Source organism: Pseudomonas sp. 44 R 15 (genome assembly GCF_900004965.1).
In the GTDB taxonomy this organism is placed as follows: domain Bacteria; phylum Pseudomonadota; class Gammaproteobacteria; order Pseudomonadales; family Pseudomonadaceae; genus Aquipseudomonas; species Aquipseudomonas orientalis_A.
Genome location: NZ_CVTU01000048.1, coordinates 16,805 through 30,955, shown reverse-complemented (window position 1 = coordinate 30,955; position 14,151 = coordinate 16,805). Strand labels below are relative to the sequence as shown.

The 14,151-nt window shown below is 56.7% G+C and carries 10 protein-coding genes and 1 tRNA gene; 7 read left to right on the top strand and 4 right to left on the bottom strand.

Annotated features, from left to right (window positions below):
• The first annotated feature begins 235 nt into the window (after nucleotides 1-235).
• The 4 genes from BFP93_RS05710 to BFP93_RS05695 are packed head-to-tail and all read left to right on the top strand — an operon-like array spanning nucleotide 236 to nucleotide 6,907.
• The gene (locus tag BFP93_RS05710) at nucleotides 236-1,690 is read left to right on the top strand and encodes a DUF3375 domain-containing protein (protein WP_065892384.1); all 1,455 of its coding nucleotides are present in this window, start codon (nucleotides 236-238) and stop codon (nucleotides 1,688-1,690) included.
• Entirely contained in the window at nucleotides 1,687-2,352 is a 666-nt protein-coding gene (locus BFP93_RS05705; RefSeq protein ID WP_065892383.1) for a DUF4194 domain-containing protein, read from the top strand. Before BFP93_RS05710 ends, BFP93_RS05705 begins: the two co-directional genes overlap by 4 nt.
• Nucleotides 2,349-5,708 carry an ATP-binding protein gene (locus tag BFP93_RS05700; RefSeq protein ID WP_065892382.1) on the top strand — a complete coding sequence of 1,120 codons (3,360 nt, stop codon included), beginning with the start codon at nucleotides 2,349-2,351 and terminating at the stop codon, nucleotides 5,706-5,708. Before BFP93_RS05705 ends, BFP93_RS05700 begins: the two co-directional genes overlap by 4 nt.
• Complete coding sequence (locus BFP93_RS05695) at nucleotides 5,705-6,907, top strand: Wadjet anti-phage system protein JetD domain-containing protein (RefSeq protein ID WP_240996956.1); 1,203 nt, start codon at nucleotides 5,705-5,707, stop codon at nucleotides 6,905-6,907. The genes BFP93_RS05700 and BFP93_RS05695 overlap by 4 nt, the downstream gene beginning before the upstream one ends.
• 115 nt (nucleotides 6,908-7,022) lie before the next feature.
• On the opposite strand, the gene BFP93_RS05690 is transcribed toward BFP93_RS05695, so the two are convergent.
• From BFP93_RS05690 to BFP93_RS05680, 3 genes are all read right to left on the bottom strand, one after another.
• Nucleotides 7,023-7,391: a cupin domain-containing protein gene (locus BFP93_RS05690; RefSeq protein ID WP_065892381.1), complete on the bottom strand. Its 369-nt coding sequence runs from the start codon at nucleotides 7,389-7,391 to the stop codon at nucleotides 7,023-7,025.
• A 235-nt stretch (nucleotides 7,392-7,626) separates the two neighbouring features.
• Complete coding sequence (locus tag BFP93_RS05685) at nucleotides 7,627-7,959, bottom strand: hypothetical protein (protein WP_065892380.1); 333 nt, start codon at nucleotides 7,957-7,959, stop codon at nucleotides 7,627-7,629.
• A 51-nt stretch (nucleotides 7,960-8,010) separates the two neighbouring features.
• Nucleotides 8,011-10,392 carry a PAS domain-containing protein gene (locus BFP93_RS05680; RefSeq protein ID WP_065892404.1) on the bottom strand — a complete coding sequence of 794 codons (2,382 nt, stop codon included), beginning with the start codon at nucleotides 10,390-10,392 and terminating at the stop codon, nucleotides 8,011-8,013.
• Nucleotides 10,393-10,811: 419 nt separating this feature from the next.
• Between BFP93_RS05680 and BFP93_RS05675 the strand changes: the two genes are divergently transcribed.
• Both BFP93_RS05675 and BFP93_RS05670 read left to right on the top strand, forming a co-directional pair.
• Nucleotides 10,812-11,771, top strand: a complete 960-nt coding sequence (locus tag BFP93_RS05675; protein WP_065892379.1) for a hypothetical protein — start codon at nucleotides 10,812-10,814, stop codon at nucleotides 11,769-11,771.
• Between the two features lie 660 nt (nucleotides 11,772-12,431).
• Complete coding sequence (locus BFP93_RS05670) at nucleotides 12,432-12,740, top strand: DUF3077 domain-containing protein (protein WP_065892378.1); 309 nt, start codon at nucleotides 12,432-12,434, stop codon at nucleotides 12,738-12,740.
• Nucleotides 12,741-12,904: 164 nt separating this feature from the next.
• Here the strand turns inward: BFP93_RS05670 and BFP93_RS05665 are convergent.
• Nucleotides 12,905-12,989, bottom strand: a tRNA-Leu gene (locus BFP93_RS05665).
• Between the two features lie 108 nt (nucleotides 12,990-13,097).
• On the opposite strand from BFP93_RS05665, the gene queA reads away from it, so the two are divergent.
• Nucleotides 13,098-14,147 carry a tRNA preQ1(34) S-adenosylmethionine ribosyltransferase-isomerase QueA gene (gene queA / locus BFP93_RS05660; RefSeq protein WP_065892377.1) on the top strand — a complete coding sequence of 350 codons (1,050 nt, stop codon included), beginning with the start codon at nucleotides 13,098-13,100 and terminating at the stop codon, nucleotides 14,145-14,147.
• Nucleotides 14,148-14,151: the final 4 nt, after the last annotated feature.

Genomic DNA, 14,151 nt, shown 5'->3' with positions numbered 1-14,151 from the left:
GAACCGTTTGGTTTGCGTACTCTTTGCCTTACAACTTTAAACGCGAAACCACAGTACACAACTCTCCCGCCAGCAGTGAACTGTCTTCTGCCGTCACCGCGATGTCTTCTATGGCCTCAACCTCGCACGACTTAGCGATACCTATCCGTTCGGCTAGTTGCGCTAGTAAAGGGTGGAAAAAGTCCATGATTCGCGCCACTGTTACCCGCTGATCAACCCTGCAAATTGGTGAGTGATGGATTACGCCACCCTTGAAAGCTTGCGCACGCACCATCCGGCCTGGCGCCTCTTGCGTTCGGACCATGGGCCGCTGGTTGCGAGTTTTTTACATCGTGCGTTTGTCGCGACCAACGTTCGGACTGTTCCTGCTGCCGATCTGGCCGAGTCGCTGGAAGACGAGCTCTATGTCTTGCGCCGGCAGCTGGATGACGATGTTTTCCCCAAGTCTGCTTTGCAGTACCTCAATGAATGGGCCAGTCCGGAAAAAGGTTGGCTGCGCAAGTTCTATCGTCAAGACGATGATGAACCGCAATTCGACCTGACCCCGTCCACCGAGAAAGCCATCGCCTGGTTGGCCACCCTCGCCGAGCGAGGATTCGTCGGTACCGAGTCGCGCTTACTGACGCTGTTCGAGCTGCTCAAGCAAATGAGTGAAGGCAGTGAAACCGACCCGGCCAAGCGCGTTGCCGATTTACGTAAGCGCCGTGATGAGCTGGATGCGGAAATCGCACAAATTCTGCGCGGTGACGTGCCGCTGCTTGACGATACGGCGCTCAAAGATCGCTTTCAGCAATTCACGCAGTTATCACGGGAGTTGCTGGCTGACTTTCGCGAGGTCGAGCATAACTTTCGTCTGCTCGACCGCCGTGTGCGGGAGCGGATTGCCTTGTGGGAAGGTGCCAAAGGCGCGTTGCTCGAACAGATCATGGGCGAGCGCGACGCTATTTCCGATTCGGACCAGGGCCGTAGTTTCAGGGCGTTTTGGGGCTTTTTGATGTCGAGCAGTCGTCAAGAGGAATTGACGCGGATGCTTGACCGTGTGCTGGCCCTGGCACCGGTGATGGAACTCAAGCCGGATATTCGTACCCGGCGGGTGCATTACGACTGGCTTGAGGCCGGCGAGCACACTCAGCGCATGGTCGCGCAACTGTCCCAGCAATTACGGCGCTTTCTGGACGATCAGGTCTGGCTGGAAAACCGCCGCATCATGGATATTTTGCACGGGGTTGAAGCCAAGGCGCTGGGCCTGCGTGAGCAAGCGCCGGCAGGGGCGTTCATGGACATGGCCGACGTGGCCGCCAGTATTGAATTGCCCATGGAACGCCCGCTGCACACCTTGAGCGTAAAGCCCGACTTTGCCGGTATCGCGGTGCAAGTCGGCGACGAACATATCGATATCAGCGCATTGTATAACGACCAGACGGTCGATCTGGTTCGGTTGGCCGCTCATATTCAGCAAACCTTGCAGCTACGCTCGCAAGTTACCTTGCATGAGCTGACTCGGTTGCGGCCCTTGCAGCAGGGGTTGGCCGAATTGGTGGCGTATCTTCATTTGGGCAGTGAAACCTTTACCACCGTTGTCGACGACACTCAGGACGAGCCGATTGCGTGGGTCGCGACGGATCGTGATGGCCATTCGGTTCAGAAGCACGCACGGTTGGCGCGCGTTATTTTTGTGAGGCAAGGATGAGCGAAGAGCAACCCGCATCGGGTGAGGTCATGGACAGTGGCGCGGCGGATTTGTCGACGCTGCTGGTTGTGCTGCTTAAAGGGGTGATGTATCACGAAGCCGACGAGCGCTTGTGGAGCGTATTGCTCAACTTGCAGACGCGGGTGCGCGACTACGTGACCGTGTTGGGTTTGGAGCTGATGCTGGATGAGGCCGAAGGCTACGCCTTTTTGAGGAGCCGAACCGAACCTGCAGACGATGAATCGACGGTTCGCGTACCGCGCCTGATTGCGCGCCGGCCGTTGTCATTTCCGGTCAGCCTGCTGCTGGCCTTGCTGCGTAAAAAACTCGCGGAATTCGATGCCAGTGGCGGTGAAACACGGCTGGTGCTGACCCGCGATGACATCGTCGAACTGATTCGCGTGTTTCTGCCCGACAGCAGCAACGAAGCGCGGCTGGTCGATCAGATTGACACGCATATCGGCAAGGTCGTCGACCTGGGTTTTTTGCGGCGTCTCAAGAGCAGCAGCGGCCCCCTCAGTTATGAAGTACGGCGCATTCTGAAGGCGTTCGTGGATGCTCAGTGGCTGTCTGAATTCGACACCCGCCTGAGTGAGTACCGTGCCCATCTGTGCGGCGAGAGCCCTGCCGCGCCACACAGCGAACCGGAGGTGGTTCCATGAGTGACTTATTGCTACCCGAGCTGGACTTTATCGGCGATGACAGCCTTTCAGGCTTTCGCCTCAAACGCCTGGAAGTCTTCAACTGGGGCACCTTCGATCAACGCGTGTGGACGCTGTTGCCCGAGGGCAGAAACAGCCTGCTGACAGGCGATATCGGCTCAGGCAAGTCGACGCTTGTGGATGCGTTGACCACCCTGCTGGTACCCACTCAACGGATTGCCTATAACAAGGCCGCCGGCGCAGAAAACAAAGAGCGCAGCCTGCGCTCCTATGTCCTGGGTCATTACAAATCCGAGCGCAGTGACGTCACCGGTGCCGCCAAACCCGTCGCCCTGCGTGACCACAACAGCTACTCGGTGATTCTGGGGGTGTTTCATAACGCCGGTTACGATCAGACGGTCACCCTGGCCCAGGTGTTCTGGATGAGAGACGGGCAAAGCCAGCCCGAGCGCTTTTACGTCGGCGCTGAGCGCGACCTGTGCATCACCGCGGACTTTGCCGACTTTGGCTCGGACATCCCGCAACTGCGCAAGCGCCTGCGTAACAGCGGGGCGGATATTCAGGACAGTTTCCCCAAATACGGTGCGTGGTTCCGGCGCCGCCTTGGCATTGATAACGAGCAGGCCCTGGAGCTTTTTCATCAAACCGTCTCGATGAAGTCGGTGGGTAACCTCACCGATTTTGTGCGCAGCCACATGCTTGAACCCTTTGATGTTGCCGCGCGCATCGCTGCGCTGATCGCCCACTTCGATGATCTGAGCCGTGCCCATGAGGCCGTGCTCAAGGCTAAGCAGCAGCGCGTGTTGCTGGAGCCGCTGGTGGCCGATTGCGACAAGTACCAGGGCCTGTGCGCAGAGCAGGACGGCTTGCGTGATTGTCGGGAGGCGCTCAAGCCCTGGTTTTCCGAACTCAAGCTGACGCTGTTGGATCGACGCCTGCAACTGCTGGCTCAGGATCAACAGCGGCTCGGCGCGCAAAAGGAGCGTCAGATCGAGCAGCGTGATCGTCAGCGCCAGGACGTGGAATCCATCAAGCGGGCGGTGGCCGAGCAGGGCGGTGATCGTCTCGAGCAGTTGGCGATAGACATACGCAAGTACGATACCGAGCGCGAACGCCGCCAACAGCGAGCGCAGCGCCACGGGCAATTACTTGCCGCTGTGGGCGAGTCACCGATTGACGATGAAGCGGCGTTCACCCGTCTTGGACAACAGTTGCAAACCCGTCGAGAACAGTCGGGCACCCAGGAAGCCGACCTGCAAAACCAGATCACCGAATGGGGCGTCTCGTTGCGCCAGGGCCGGCTTGAGCACGCGGCACTGGAGAGTGAAATCACCAGTCTCAAGGCGCGGCGCAGCAATATCCCCGATGCGCAGATCAAGTTGCGCACGGCCATGTGCCTGGCGTTGGGGTTGGCGGAAGACGTCATGCCCTTCGTCGGCGAACTGTTGCAGGTGCGCGAAGACCATCGCCCGTGGGAGGGCGCCATTGAGCGCGTGCTGCACAATTTCGGCCTGGCGCTGTTGGTGCCGGATGAACAGTACAACCAGGTCGCCGCCTGGGTGGATAAAACCCACTTGGCGGGTCGCCTGGTGTATTTCCGCGTACGGTCCGGTCGGCAGTCCGATGCGCCGGATCTGCATCCACAGTCGCTGGTGACAAAACTCAGTGTTAAACCCGACTCGGCGTTTTACGCCTGGCTGCTGCGCGAACTGAGCCATCGTTTCAATTACGCCTGCTGCGACACACCGGAACAATTTCGTCGAGAGGTGCGTGCCCTGTCGTTGTCGGGGCAGATCAAGGGCGCTGGTGAGCGGCATGAAAAGGATGATCGACATCGGCTGGATGACCGCAGTCGGTATGTGCTGGGCTGGAGCAACGCGGAAAAAATCGTTGCGCTTGAGGCGATAAAAGAACGGCTGCAAGGGCAATTGGCCGATATCGGCGCACAGATCGCCAATGCCGAAAAACGGCGCAGCCAGTTGCGTCAGCAGCTTGAATCGTTGGCGGCGCTCAATGAATTCACTGACTATCGGGACATTGACTGGGCGGAGTGTGCAACCCTCGTGGCGCGCTTGCAGGATGAAAAAGCCACGCTGGAAGCGGCCAGTGACACCTTGCTGCAACTGACCGCCCAACTGAAAACCATGCAAGACACGCTGGGGCAGACGGAAGAAGAAATCTCCAGGCTCGACAAGGAATTGGGGAGCGTGCAGGCCAAGCACGAAGTCGCCACCGCGCTTCGCGTCGAAACCTTCAACTTGATCATCACGATCGCAGACGCCACGCGGCTCCATCTGGAGGCCCTGCGTGCCCAGGTGCTGGGCGAGCGGCTGTTGACCGTTGAATCCTGCGATAACGCCGAACGCGAAGTGCGTGAAGCCCTGCAAGGCAAAATGGACGCCGAAGCCAAAGCACTGGAGCGTCTGCGCGACAAAATCATCCGTGCGATGGCGGCGTTCAAGGAAGCCTACAAGCTGGAAACCAACGAGTTCGATGCCGACCTTAACGCCGTCGACGAGTACAGCAACCTGTTGGATCAGCTCATCCGTGACGATCTGCCGCGTTTTGAGCAACGCTTCAAGGAACTGCTCAACGTCAACACCATCAATGAGATCGCCAACTTCAACGGGCAACTGGCGCGGGAGCGGGAGACCATCAAGGAGCGTATTGACCTGATCAATCAATCCCTGGGGCAGATCGACTACAACCCCGGCCGCTATATCGTGCTGGAGTCGCAACTGAGCCCGGATGCCGACATTCGCGACTTCCAGATGCAATTGCGCGCCTGCACCGAAGGCGCCTTGACCGGCTCCGAAGACGGCCAGTATTCGGAGAGCAAGTTCCTGCAAGTCAAAACTATCATTGATCGCTTTCGCGGGCGCGAAGGGCTGACTGAACAGGATCGACGCTGGACCGCCAAAGTGACCGACGTGCGTAATTGGTTTCTGTTCGCCGCCAGCGAGCGCTGGCGCGAGGATGATCGCGAGCACGAGCATTATTCCGACTCGGGCGGCAAGTCGGGTGGGCAGAAAGAAAAACTGGCCTACACCATTCTGGCGGCCAGCCTGGCTTATCAGTTCGGTCTGGAATGGGGCGCCGTGCGTTCGCGCTCGTTCCGTTTTGTGGTGATCGATGAAGCCTTCGGCCGCGGCTCCGACGAATCGGCCGAGTACGGCCTGAGGTTATTTGAACAGCTCAACCTGCAATTGCTGATCGTCACCCCCTTGCAGAAAATCCACATCATCGAGCCTTTTGTTTCCAGCGTGGGCTTTGTGCAAAACGAGGGCGGCAAGGCCTCCCGGTTGCGTAATTTGTCGATTGAGGAGTACCGGGAGCACCGAGGCGATTTGTCATGATGAACTGGACTACGGTGCAGGACCTCAAGCAACAGATGCTGCGTCTTTGGTTGCGCGGGGACTTACTGCGCGCGCTGGTTGCAGGGCCGCCCTGGGAGCCACGCCGACTTGCGCTGAAAACGCCGGATACGACTCAGTTAAGTGAACACTTCGAAGATGTCCGCAAGTGGGTCGCACAGCTCAGTGCTGTCGACGGTATTCGCATTCAATGGCGGGACATCAACCATCGGGTTATCGGTTTGCAGCGGTTACCGGCGGCGGTGTGGCTGGACTCGGCCGAAGATGCCATTAAGCTGATCGGCAAACAGATTGAGCTGCAAGCCTTGCGCGGCATGCTTGAGCTGACCCTTCAGCGGCAACCCTCGCTTGTCGGCTGGCTGGGCGTTCGGCCTTTGCAGGCCGTAGAACTCGCGCCGCATTGGCCGGCGCTTTTGGAGGTCGTGGCGTGGATGAAGCAACACCCATATCCCGGAATCTACCTGCGACAGGTCGACATTCCGGGCATCCATACCAAATTCATCGAAGGCCACCGAGCCGTCTTGAGCGAATTGTTTGATCGAGTGCTGCCGGAGCAGGCTATCGCGACACAGTACAAAGGCGCCTCGCAGTTTTGCGCTCGCTACGGCTTCCTTGAAAAAACCGCCGTACTTCGCTTTCGTGTGCTCGACTCTGGCTTGGCCCTGCTGCCCGGGGCTGACTTGCCGGACATCACCCTCGACGCCGCGAGCTTTTCCCGGCTGCACATCGCCGTAACGCGAGTATTCGTGACCGAAAACGAAACCAATTTCCTCGCCTTTCCGCCTGTGCCAGAGGCCATCGTGATCTTTGGTAAAGGCTATGGCTGGGAAACCCTGGGACGTGCCGAGTGGTTGTCGCGCTGCACGATGTATTACTGGGGCGATATTGATACCCACGGCTTTGCCATTCTTGATCAACTGCGGCGCAAGTTTGGGCATGTCGAATCGTTATTGATGGACCGCCAAACCCTGGAGGCCCACAAGGAGCTGTGGGGGCAGGAGAGCCGGCAGGTGGCTCACGATTTGCCCTTTCTTACGCCAGAAGAGCGTGGGTTGTTCGATGAGTTGCGCGACAACAGGCTGGGGAGTGGGGTCAGGTTGGAACAGGAACATGTGGGGTTTGGTTGGTTGGAGAGGGCGCTGAAATCGATAAGCCAGTCACCGAGTTCGCGCCTTTGTTGATGTCGCTAATTTGCTTGACGGAACTTGCCCCACTGTAGGAGCGAGCGTGCTCGCGAAAAACCTCAACGATAACGCGTCCGTCAGCTTTATTGATTCGTATGATCCAAAGGCAGCCCTAGATCCACTGATCATTCAAGGCGGTCCGGTCCCCACCTTCATGACCGGTGTTCAAGATGCCACGTGGCTCGATCATCATCAGCTTGGCTTCGCCTTCGGCGGCCGTGCGGTGCTCTACGCCGCGAGGGACCACATACAGTTCGCCTGGCGCCACATAGACCGGGCCGTCGGCAAGGTCGATACGCAGCGTGCCTTCCAGTACCAGGAATGCCTCGTCGGTTTCGGGATGGGCGTGCCAGATGAATTCGCCTTCGATGCGCACTACCTTGAACTGGTAGTCGTTCATTTCGGCGACGACCCGTGGGCTCCATTGTTGCTCGATCAGTGAGGCTTTTTGGGCGAGGTTTATAGGACGTGTCTGGACCATGACGGGTACTCGTGGTGGGGGAGAGTCGTCAGGTTAGCGAGGGGGAGGGTGGGAGAGCTTGTACGATCTTGCAGCACTACGCTGGGCGATTTGTGATCGTTCCCTCGCTCCGCGTGGGAATGCATCCCATGACGCTCCGCGTCACCCTTGCGCAAGTGACGGCTTTTGCGCTGAAAGCAGGACGCGGAGCGTCCGGGGCGGCATTCCCACGCAGAGCGTGGGAACGATCAGGGCTTTATGGCGTGTAAGCCTGTCGCACCCTGCCGGAGAGCCACGATAGCGCTATCGCCGGAATCGCAAGAAAAGCCGCATACAGAATGCCGACGCCCAGCAACGGGGAAACACCAGACGTAACCAAAACCACCGGGATCTGAGCAAGCATTACGACGGCGCCTGCGGACCACTGGGCGCTTTTCAGCAGGGCTCCAAGAATCACCGACAGAGCAAGCGCGGCGGGATAGATGAGGGTCCAATAATTAGCCAGGTCCCATGGCTCTTGAGTCCCCGTAACTGCTGAAACAACAGCCCAAAAAAATAGGGAAACAATACAGGTAGCGGTGAGTGCCATGATTTTCCTGTTTCACTTTGTCGAAAGATCGTTGGACGCAATCGAAATCTATTATGAACGCAGTGAAGCTCTGCGCTTCACCACGTTGGCAAGCAAACTGGAAAGCGATTCGATTGAGTAAGGTTTCTGCAATAGCTCGAACCGCTGACCACCCGCTTCAATTTTGGCGAACTCGGAGCTATAGCCTGTTGTGAGGACCACGGGCAACCATGGATAAAGTACTTCGATACGTTCGAACAACTCGATCCCGCTCATGCCGGGCATCGTGATATCTGAGAAGACGACATGAAAATTTTCCGGATTAGGTGAGAGCGCGATAAGCGCTTCCTGCCCGCCAGATACCCAGTGGACGGTATAACCCAGCTGCTGCAGGGTGTCAGAAGTGAAAGTCCCGATATCTTCATTGTCCTCTACAACCAGCACTGCATATCCCTCGCCGCACTCCGTAACTGCAGGTGCGGCATCAATGGTCTTTTGCACGAATGCCTCGACCCGTGGCAGATATAGAGTAAACGTGCTGCCAACACCCTCACAGCTACTGACCAGGACCTCTCCGCCTGATTGCTTTGCAAACCCGAAAACTTGAGATAGGCCGAGCCCGGTGCCCTGCCCCACACCTTTGGTTGTATAGAACGGCTCAAAGATGCGCTCTAATTTGTCTGCAGAAATTCCTGTGCCGGTATCAGATATAGAAACAGTTACGAAATTTCCAGGACGCTCGGGGTGTGAGCGTACTGCGGGGAGCGATGTATTCGTATTAACGTTGATTGAAAGCTCCCCGACACCGCCCATTGCGTCCCGAGCGTTAACGAGCATGTTTACCAGCGCAGTCTCGAACTGGCTTACATCGGCATTGATAAAACACGGCTCATCACAAATATCGATGGTCACACTGATCCGTGACCCAGTGAGTGTGTCCATCATCTCGCCTATTCGCACAACACTCTCGCCAGCGTTAAAGATTTCCGGTTGCAGCTTTTGTCGTCGTGCAAATGCCAACAACTGGCTCGTCAACCGCGCCGCGCGCTCTACCGTACTTGAAATCGCTTTGATGTATTTATCGCGGCGATCCTCTGATAGGACTGGGCTGCTGAGAAGATCTGTACAGGACTTGATAACCGTCAGTAGATTATTGAAATCGTGGGCGACACCACCCGTGAGCTGCCCAATAGCTTCCAGCTTTTGCGATTGCCGCAGCGCCTCCTCTGAAAGCTTCAATGCCTCGTTGGCATCTTCCTCCGCTTGAGTATCCCGGCCAACAGCGTGGATAAAGTCTTTATCCGGCACCGCCGTCCAGGAGATGGTGCGATATGAGTTATCCGAATGCCGGTAGCGATTCTTGAAAGTAGGGAAATGCTCCCCTCGCTTCAGATCGGTCATCGCACCAATCGTCCGCTCCAAGTCATCAGGGTGAACGAAGTCAAGAAACTGGCTATTTATAAGATGGTCTTCAGGCCATCCCAACGTTTTACTCCACGCAGGGTTGACCGCCGAGATTTTCCCATCGAAATGAGCGACCAGCATGAGGTCTGCGGAAAGCCGCCAAATGCGATCTCGGTCCCGGGTTTTCTCGACAACTTGCTGCTCCAACGACTCGTTGAGTTTGGCCAATGCATTTTGGGCATCACGCAGGGCTGTCATGTCGCGAGAGACACTAAGGATTTTTTCAGGTTTCCCATCCGAGCCAAAAATAGGACTGACTTGAACGTGCCACCATTTCAGCGTCCCACCCATGGTGAAAGCAGATCCCATAAAGCTGGCACTCTTACCTTCGCGAGCAGATTGCACGGCAGCCTTGGCATCCACGTTTCCCTGATCCTGCCAGAAGTCAGGCCATGGACAGCCGCGTATTTCGTTGAAATCGCTGACCTCCATGATCTCTTTACCCAACTCGCTCATGAACGTCAGGCGCGCGTCCAGATCCAGTACCTTGATGCAGTCGTTTATGCTCGCGAGAACACGGTCGGTGAACGCCTCGTTCTCCTCCAGTTTCAGCGCTCCGTGCACCTGCGTCGTGGTTTCGTGGACAAGGCAGAACATTCCCTCAGGCTTTCCAGTATCCCCATGCAGTGGCGAAAACGAGAATGACCAGAAAGTCAGCTCGGTCACCCCCTCTCGAACAAGTGTAATCGGATGGTTTTCAAAGCGGCTTGCCTGCCCCTGAAGCGCGCTTTGCGCAATGGTGCGTACTTGCTCCCATGCTTGGCCCCAAACCAAATGAATCGGCGCGCCCAAGGCAACTTCTGGCGCGCATGGGAGATTGATGAGGTAAGCGTCATTGAAGAACAGTTGTAACGCGTCTCCCCACACGAGGTACATGCTCTCGGGTGAGTTCAGCATCAGACTGAGTGAGCTTTTGAGCGCCATAGGCCAAGATTCTCTGGACCCCAGAGGGGTTGCAGACCAATCCGTTTCGCGTATGAGGCGCCCCATATCTCCGCCGCCGGCAGGGAGGTCAAACGAAACCATGTACTTGAAAGCTCCCTCGGCCAAAAGGTGGCCAATACGCTGCGAGAATAGAGCGGGCATGATGTCATTTATGCCCGCAGCACAGCCATCTATAAAAAAACCTGGAGGTGCCTTCGGTCGGGTTTGGAGTCAGGTTCTGGTGCTGTGTTCAACGTAATGCGTGATCCGAATATGAGCCCAATGAACCTCCAGGAGCACCGTGACGATTCACTTCTGGACTTGGCCTCAAAAATACTTACCCAGAATGACTGGAAAGACGGTAGCGCTTGGCTAGCCTGTGTGATGGTACTAGTGCCAAACACGTCCAGCCTCGGTAGAGCGGGCCAAGTAGTACGCAGTCATTAAGAGATGAGGCTCAACACGAATCAAGAAGGATCATCTCGATGCAGATACTCAAGCTATCCATAAACGTCATGTTAATGGGCGCTCTAGCGGGTTGTAGCGCAATTACTTACCACAAGTCATTTAATGAAGACAGGGAGGGGTATACGAAGTTCGAACTCCAGTCCTCTGCGATCCGTCTCGACCGTACGGAGCCAGCAAAGGGAGAAAGCGTAAATGTTGTAGCAGGGACTGGTGCGGTTAACAGTGACAAAGGCGACAAAACCGCTACCGCCGCGCCAGCGGGAAAGCTGGTTTTGACCTCAGTACCCACAGCCTCATCAGCTCATCGATACGCGATCGAGTCCACAGACTACTGGTTTTGGAGAACCACTCATCTGGGTGTCACCAAAAGGCCGGATACGGATCAAATTCAAGCAGTTACGATTAACACAGAAGACAACTTAGTCAAACTGATCGAGAACGTGGGGGCTGCGGGTGTTGGTCTTGTTGGACTGCTTGCTTTCACCGGGGAGGTTGTAGATACCACAACTGCGTTGCCTGACGCGATTGATCTTGAGCCAGAGCTGACGGCGAGAGCAGAGAAGCGTAACGAAGTAATAAAAATACCGCTGATCTTTGCTGGCGGTATAGCCGGTGATGTCTTTATTGAGCCAGTGGCCCGCGACGCTATCGAAACCACGAAGTTTCTTGCGAACGATAAGACGAAGAGCGATGTGCTGATCTACTCGGCCTGTCGCAAAGCGACGGTTGTGCTCAAAGAGGGCGATGAAACTCTGAGGTGGGCAGTTGTTGTTGCTGACCCGAACTATGTGCAGACACTGAAACTCCCCGAAAAAGGTAAGATGACGGCCCATCCTGGCTGCGGCTTTGATTCATCGAGCGACCCGTCCTCGGTTGCGTCGGCTTCGGCGGTATTCAATGAAATTGTGGGGCAGACTAAGGCGATCATTGACGCTAAAAAAGCTGCCAAGAAAGCTGCGGCCGGGGGTGGAGGCTAGAACCTGCTACTGTGGCTGAAAGGTCTAGTGGAATGAGGGGCAGATCACGTTTGAAATAACGGTGGTTTGACCCCGGTTTTATACTAGGGTTTGCATCCGGGCGTAAGTCATAGCAAACCGACGTCGCCCCTTCTGCCGCAAGCGCTAACGATATCGCTCTGCCAATACCAGAGCTTGCTTCTGTCACTGTAGATGCATCAGCGGTCTGTCGGAGCATCACTTGCCGGTTAAGGCTTAGTAGAGGGCTGATCACAATTCTGCTTGAATTGATAACCTCAGCCTGACTATCGGAAACTTTTCGCCACAGATCCCAGCTTTTAGATCCGCGCGTTTCTGAGCTACCTTCCCACCGTCACTGCAAATTCAGTGACCGGGTCTGATAACCCGTGGAACAATAGGCGCTCAAGCGTCTCCAGCACCATGCCGGCGCTTTTTTTTGCGTCCGCACATCCGTGTTATGGCGGCTGTGCGCGGGAGGCCTTCGGGCCTGCCGGGTTCCTATTGTCCCGGTTTATCAGCCTGCGCACAGCTGCCACCCTTTCGCCTGATAACGAATGTGGCAGCTTCTCGACATTAGGAGCTAAAACTCATGAGCGTTTCTGATAGGTCATATCCTCGCAATTCCTTATCCTGCATCTCCACCCACCTGGGAGGTGCCCAATGATCAACCCACCGCTCAACAAAACCCTAGGCGTCATCACCTTCTCCACCTGCGGCAAACAGCCCAACCTCCACCGTCTATTCCGCGTCAATGCCGGCGTACCCATCCGCGATGCCCTCGAGCATGCCTCCGAGCTCCTCCATTGTTCAAAAATGCTGGCATTGGATGCGGCCATGGATAACAGCGCAGATCGCTATGCCTGGGCAGCACATTATTTGGGCGAGATGGCGAAGGCGGTGGTGGATGATTTGGCGAATGGGATGTTGCCGAATGGGGTGATGGAGGAGGGGGATTCGGTTGGGGTGTAGGCGGGTGGTTTGAGGGTGTTGGGGCTGGCGCAATCGCAGGCAAGCCAGCTCCCACATTTGGATCGTGTTTCAGGTCGGTAATGGGCGGCAAGCAATGAATCAGCTGTCGCCACTTTTCTACAGACGAAAAAAAAGACCTTGAATTTCAAGGTCTTTTTTTAAGATGGTGCCCCGAGGGAGAATCGAACTCCCACTTCTTTCGAAAACGGATTTTGAATCCGCCGCGTCTACCAATTCCGCCATCAGGGCTCAATGGCGGCGAAGTATAGAGAGGTGATTACCGTTGGTCAATCACGTTTCATGGTCAATTTTGACTATTTCCGCTAGACTTCCCGGCCCTGCTAGACGAACCCCATCATGCGCGTTGCTGACTTTACTTTTGAGCTCCCTGATTCGCTGATCGCTCGCCACCCGTTGGCCGAGCGTCGCGCCAGTCGACTGCTGACCCTGGACGGGCCGAGCGGTGCCCTCGCACACCGTCAATTCACTGATTTGCTTGAGCATTTGCGCCCAGGCGATTTGATGGTGTTCAACAATACCCGGGTGATTCCGGCGCGGCTGTTTGGCCAGAAAGCGTCCGGCGGCAAGCTGGAAATTCTGGTGGAAAGGGTGCTGGACAGCCATCGCGTGCTGGCCCATGTGCGCTCCAGCAAGTCGCCGAAACCGGGGTCGAGCATCTTGATTGATGGCGGCGGCGAGGCCGAGATGGTGGCGCGGCATGATGCGTTGTTTGAGCTTAAGTTCGCCGAGGAAGTGTTGCCGCTGCTGGAGCGTGTCGGCCATATGCCATTGCCTCCTTATATAGACCGCCCCGACGAAGACGCGGACCGCGAGCGCTATCAGACGGTGTACTCGCAGCGCCTCGGTGCGGTGGCGGCGCCGACGGCCGGGCTGCATTTCGACCAGCCGCTGCTGGATGCGATTGCCGCCAAGGGCGTCGAAAGCGCCTATGTGACCCTGCACGTGGGGGCCGGGACGTTTCAGCCGGTGCGTGTGGAGAACATCGAAGACCATCATATGCACAGCGAATGGCTGGAAGTCGGCCAGGACGTGGTGGACGCGGTTAACGCGTGCAAGGCGCGCGGCGGGCGGGTGGTGGCGGTGGGCACCACCAGCGTGCGCTCGCTGGAGAGCGCGGCGCGCGATGGTGTGCTCAAGCCGTTCAGTGGTGACACCGATATCTTTATTTTCCCGGGCCGGCCGTTCCATGTGGTCGATTGCCTGGTCACCAACTTTCATTTGCCGGAATCCACGCTGTTGATGCTGGTGTCGGCGTTTGCCGGTTACCCGGAAACCATGGCCGCTTATCAAGCCGCCATCGCCAACGAGTACCGTTTTTTCAGCTACGGTGATGCGATGTTCATCACCCGTAACCCGGCGCCGCGCGGCCCTGAGGACAACTTATGAGTCG

Excerpts from the sequence above, each read along its gene's own strand:
- BFP93_RS05675 (WP_065892379.1), top strand. The coding sequence starts at position 10,812 with ATGCAGATACTCAAGCTATCCATAAACGTCATGTTAATGGGCGCTCTA.
- BFP93_RS05670 (WP_065892378.1), top strand. The coding sequence starts at position 12,432 with ATGATCAACCCACCGCTCAACAAAACCCTAGGCGTCATCACCTTCTCC.
- queA (WP_065892377.1), top strand. The coding sequence starts at position 13,098 with ATGCGCGTTGCTGACTTTACTTTTGAGCTCCCTGATTCGCTGATCGCT.
- BFP93_RS05710 (WP_065892384.1), top strand. The coding sequence starts at position 236 with ATGGATTACGCCACCCTTGAAAGCTTGCGCACGCACCATCCGGCCTGG.
- BFP93_RS05705 (WP_065892383.1), top strand. The coding sequence starts at position 1,687 with ATGAGCGAAGAGCAACCCGCATCGGGTGAGGTCATGGACAGTGGCGCG.
- BFP93_RS05685 (WP_065892380.1), bottom strand. The coding sequence starts at position 7,959 with ATGGCACTCACCGCTACCTGTATTGTTTCCCTATTTTTTTGGGCTGTT.
- BFP93_RS05690 (WP_065892381.1), bottom strand. The coding sequence starts at position 7,391 with ATGGTCCAGACACGTCCTATAAACCTCGCCCAAAAAGCCTCACTGATC.
- BFP93_RS05695 (WP_240996956.1), top strand. The coding sequence starts at position 5,705 with ATGATGAACTGGACTACGGTGCAGGACCTCAAGCAACAGATGCTGCGT.
- BFP93_RS05680 (WP_065892404.1), bottom strand. The coding sequence starts at position 10,392 with ATGGGGCGCCTCATACGCGAAACGGATTGGTCTGCAACCCCTCTGGGG.
- BFP93_RS05700 (WP_065892382.1), top strand. The coding sequence starts at position 2,349 with ATGAGTGACTTATTGCTACCCGAGCTGGACTTTATCGGCGATGACAGC.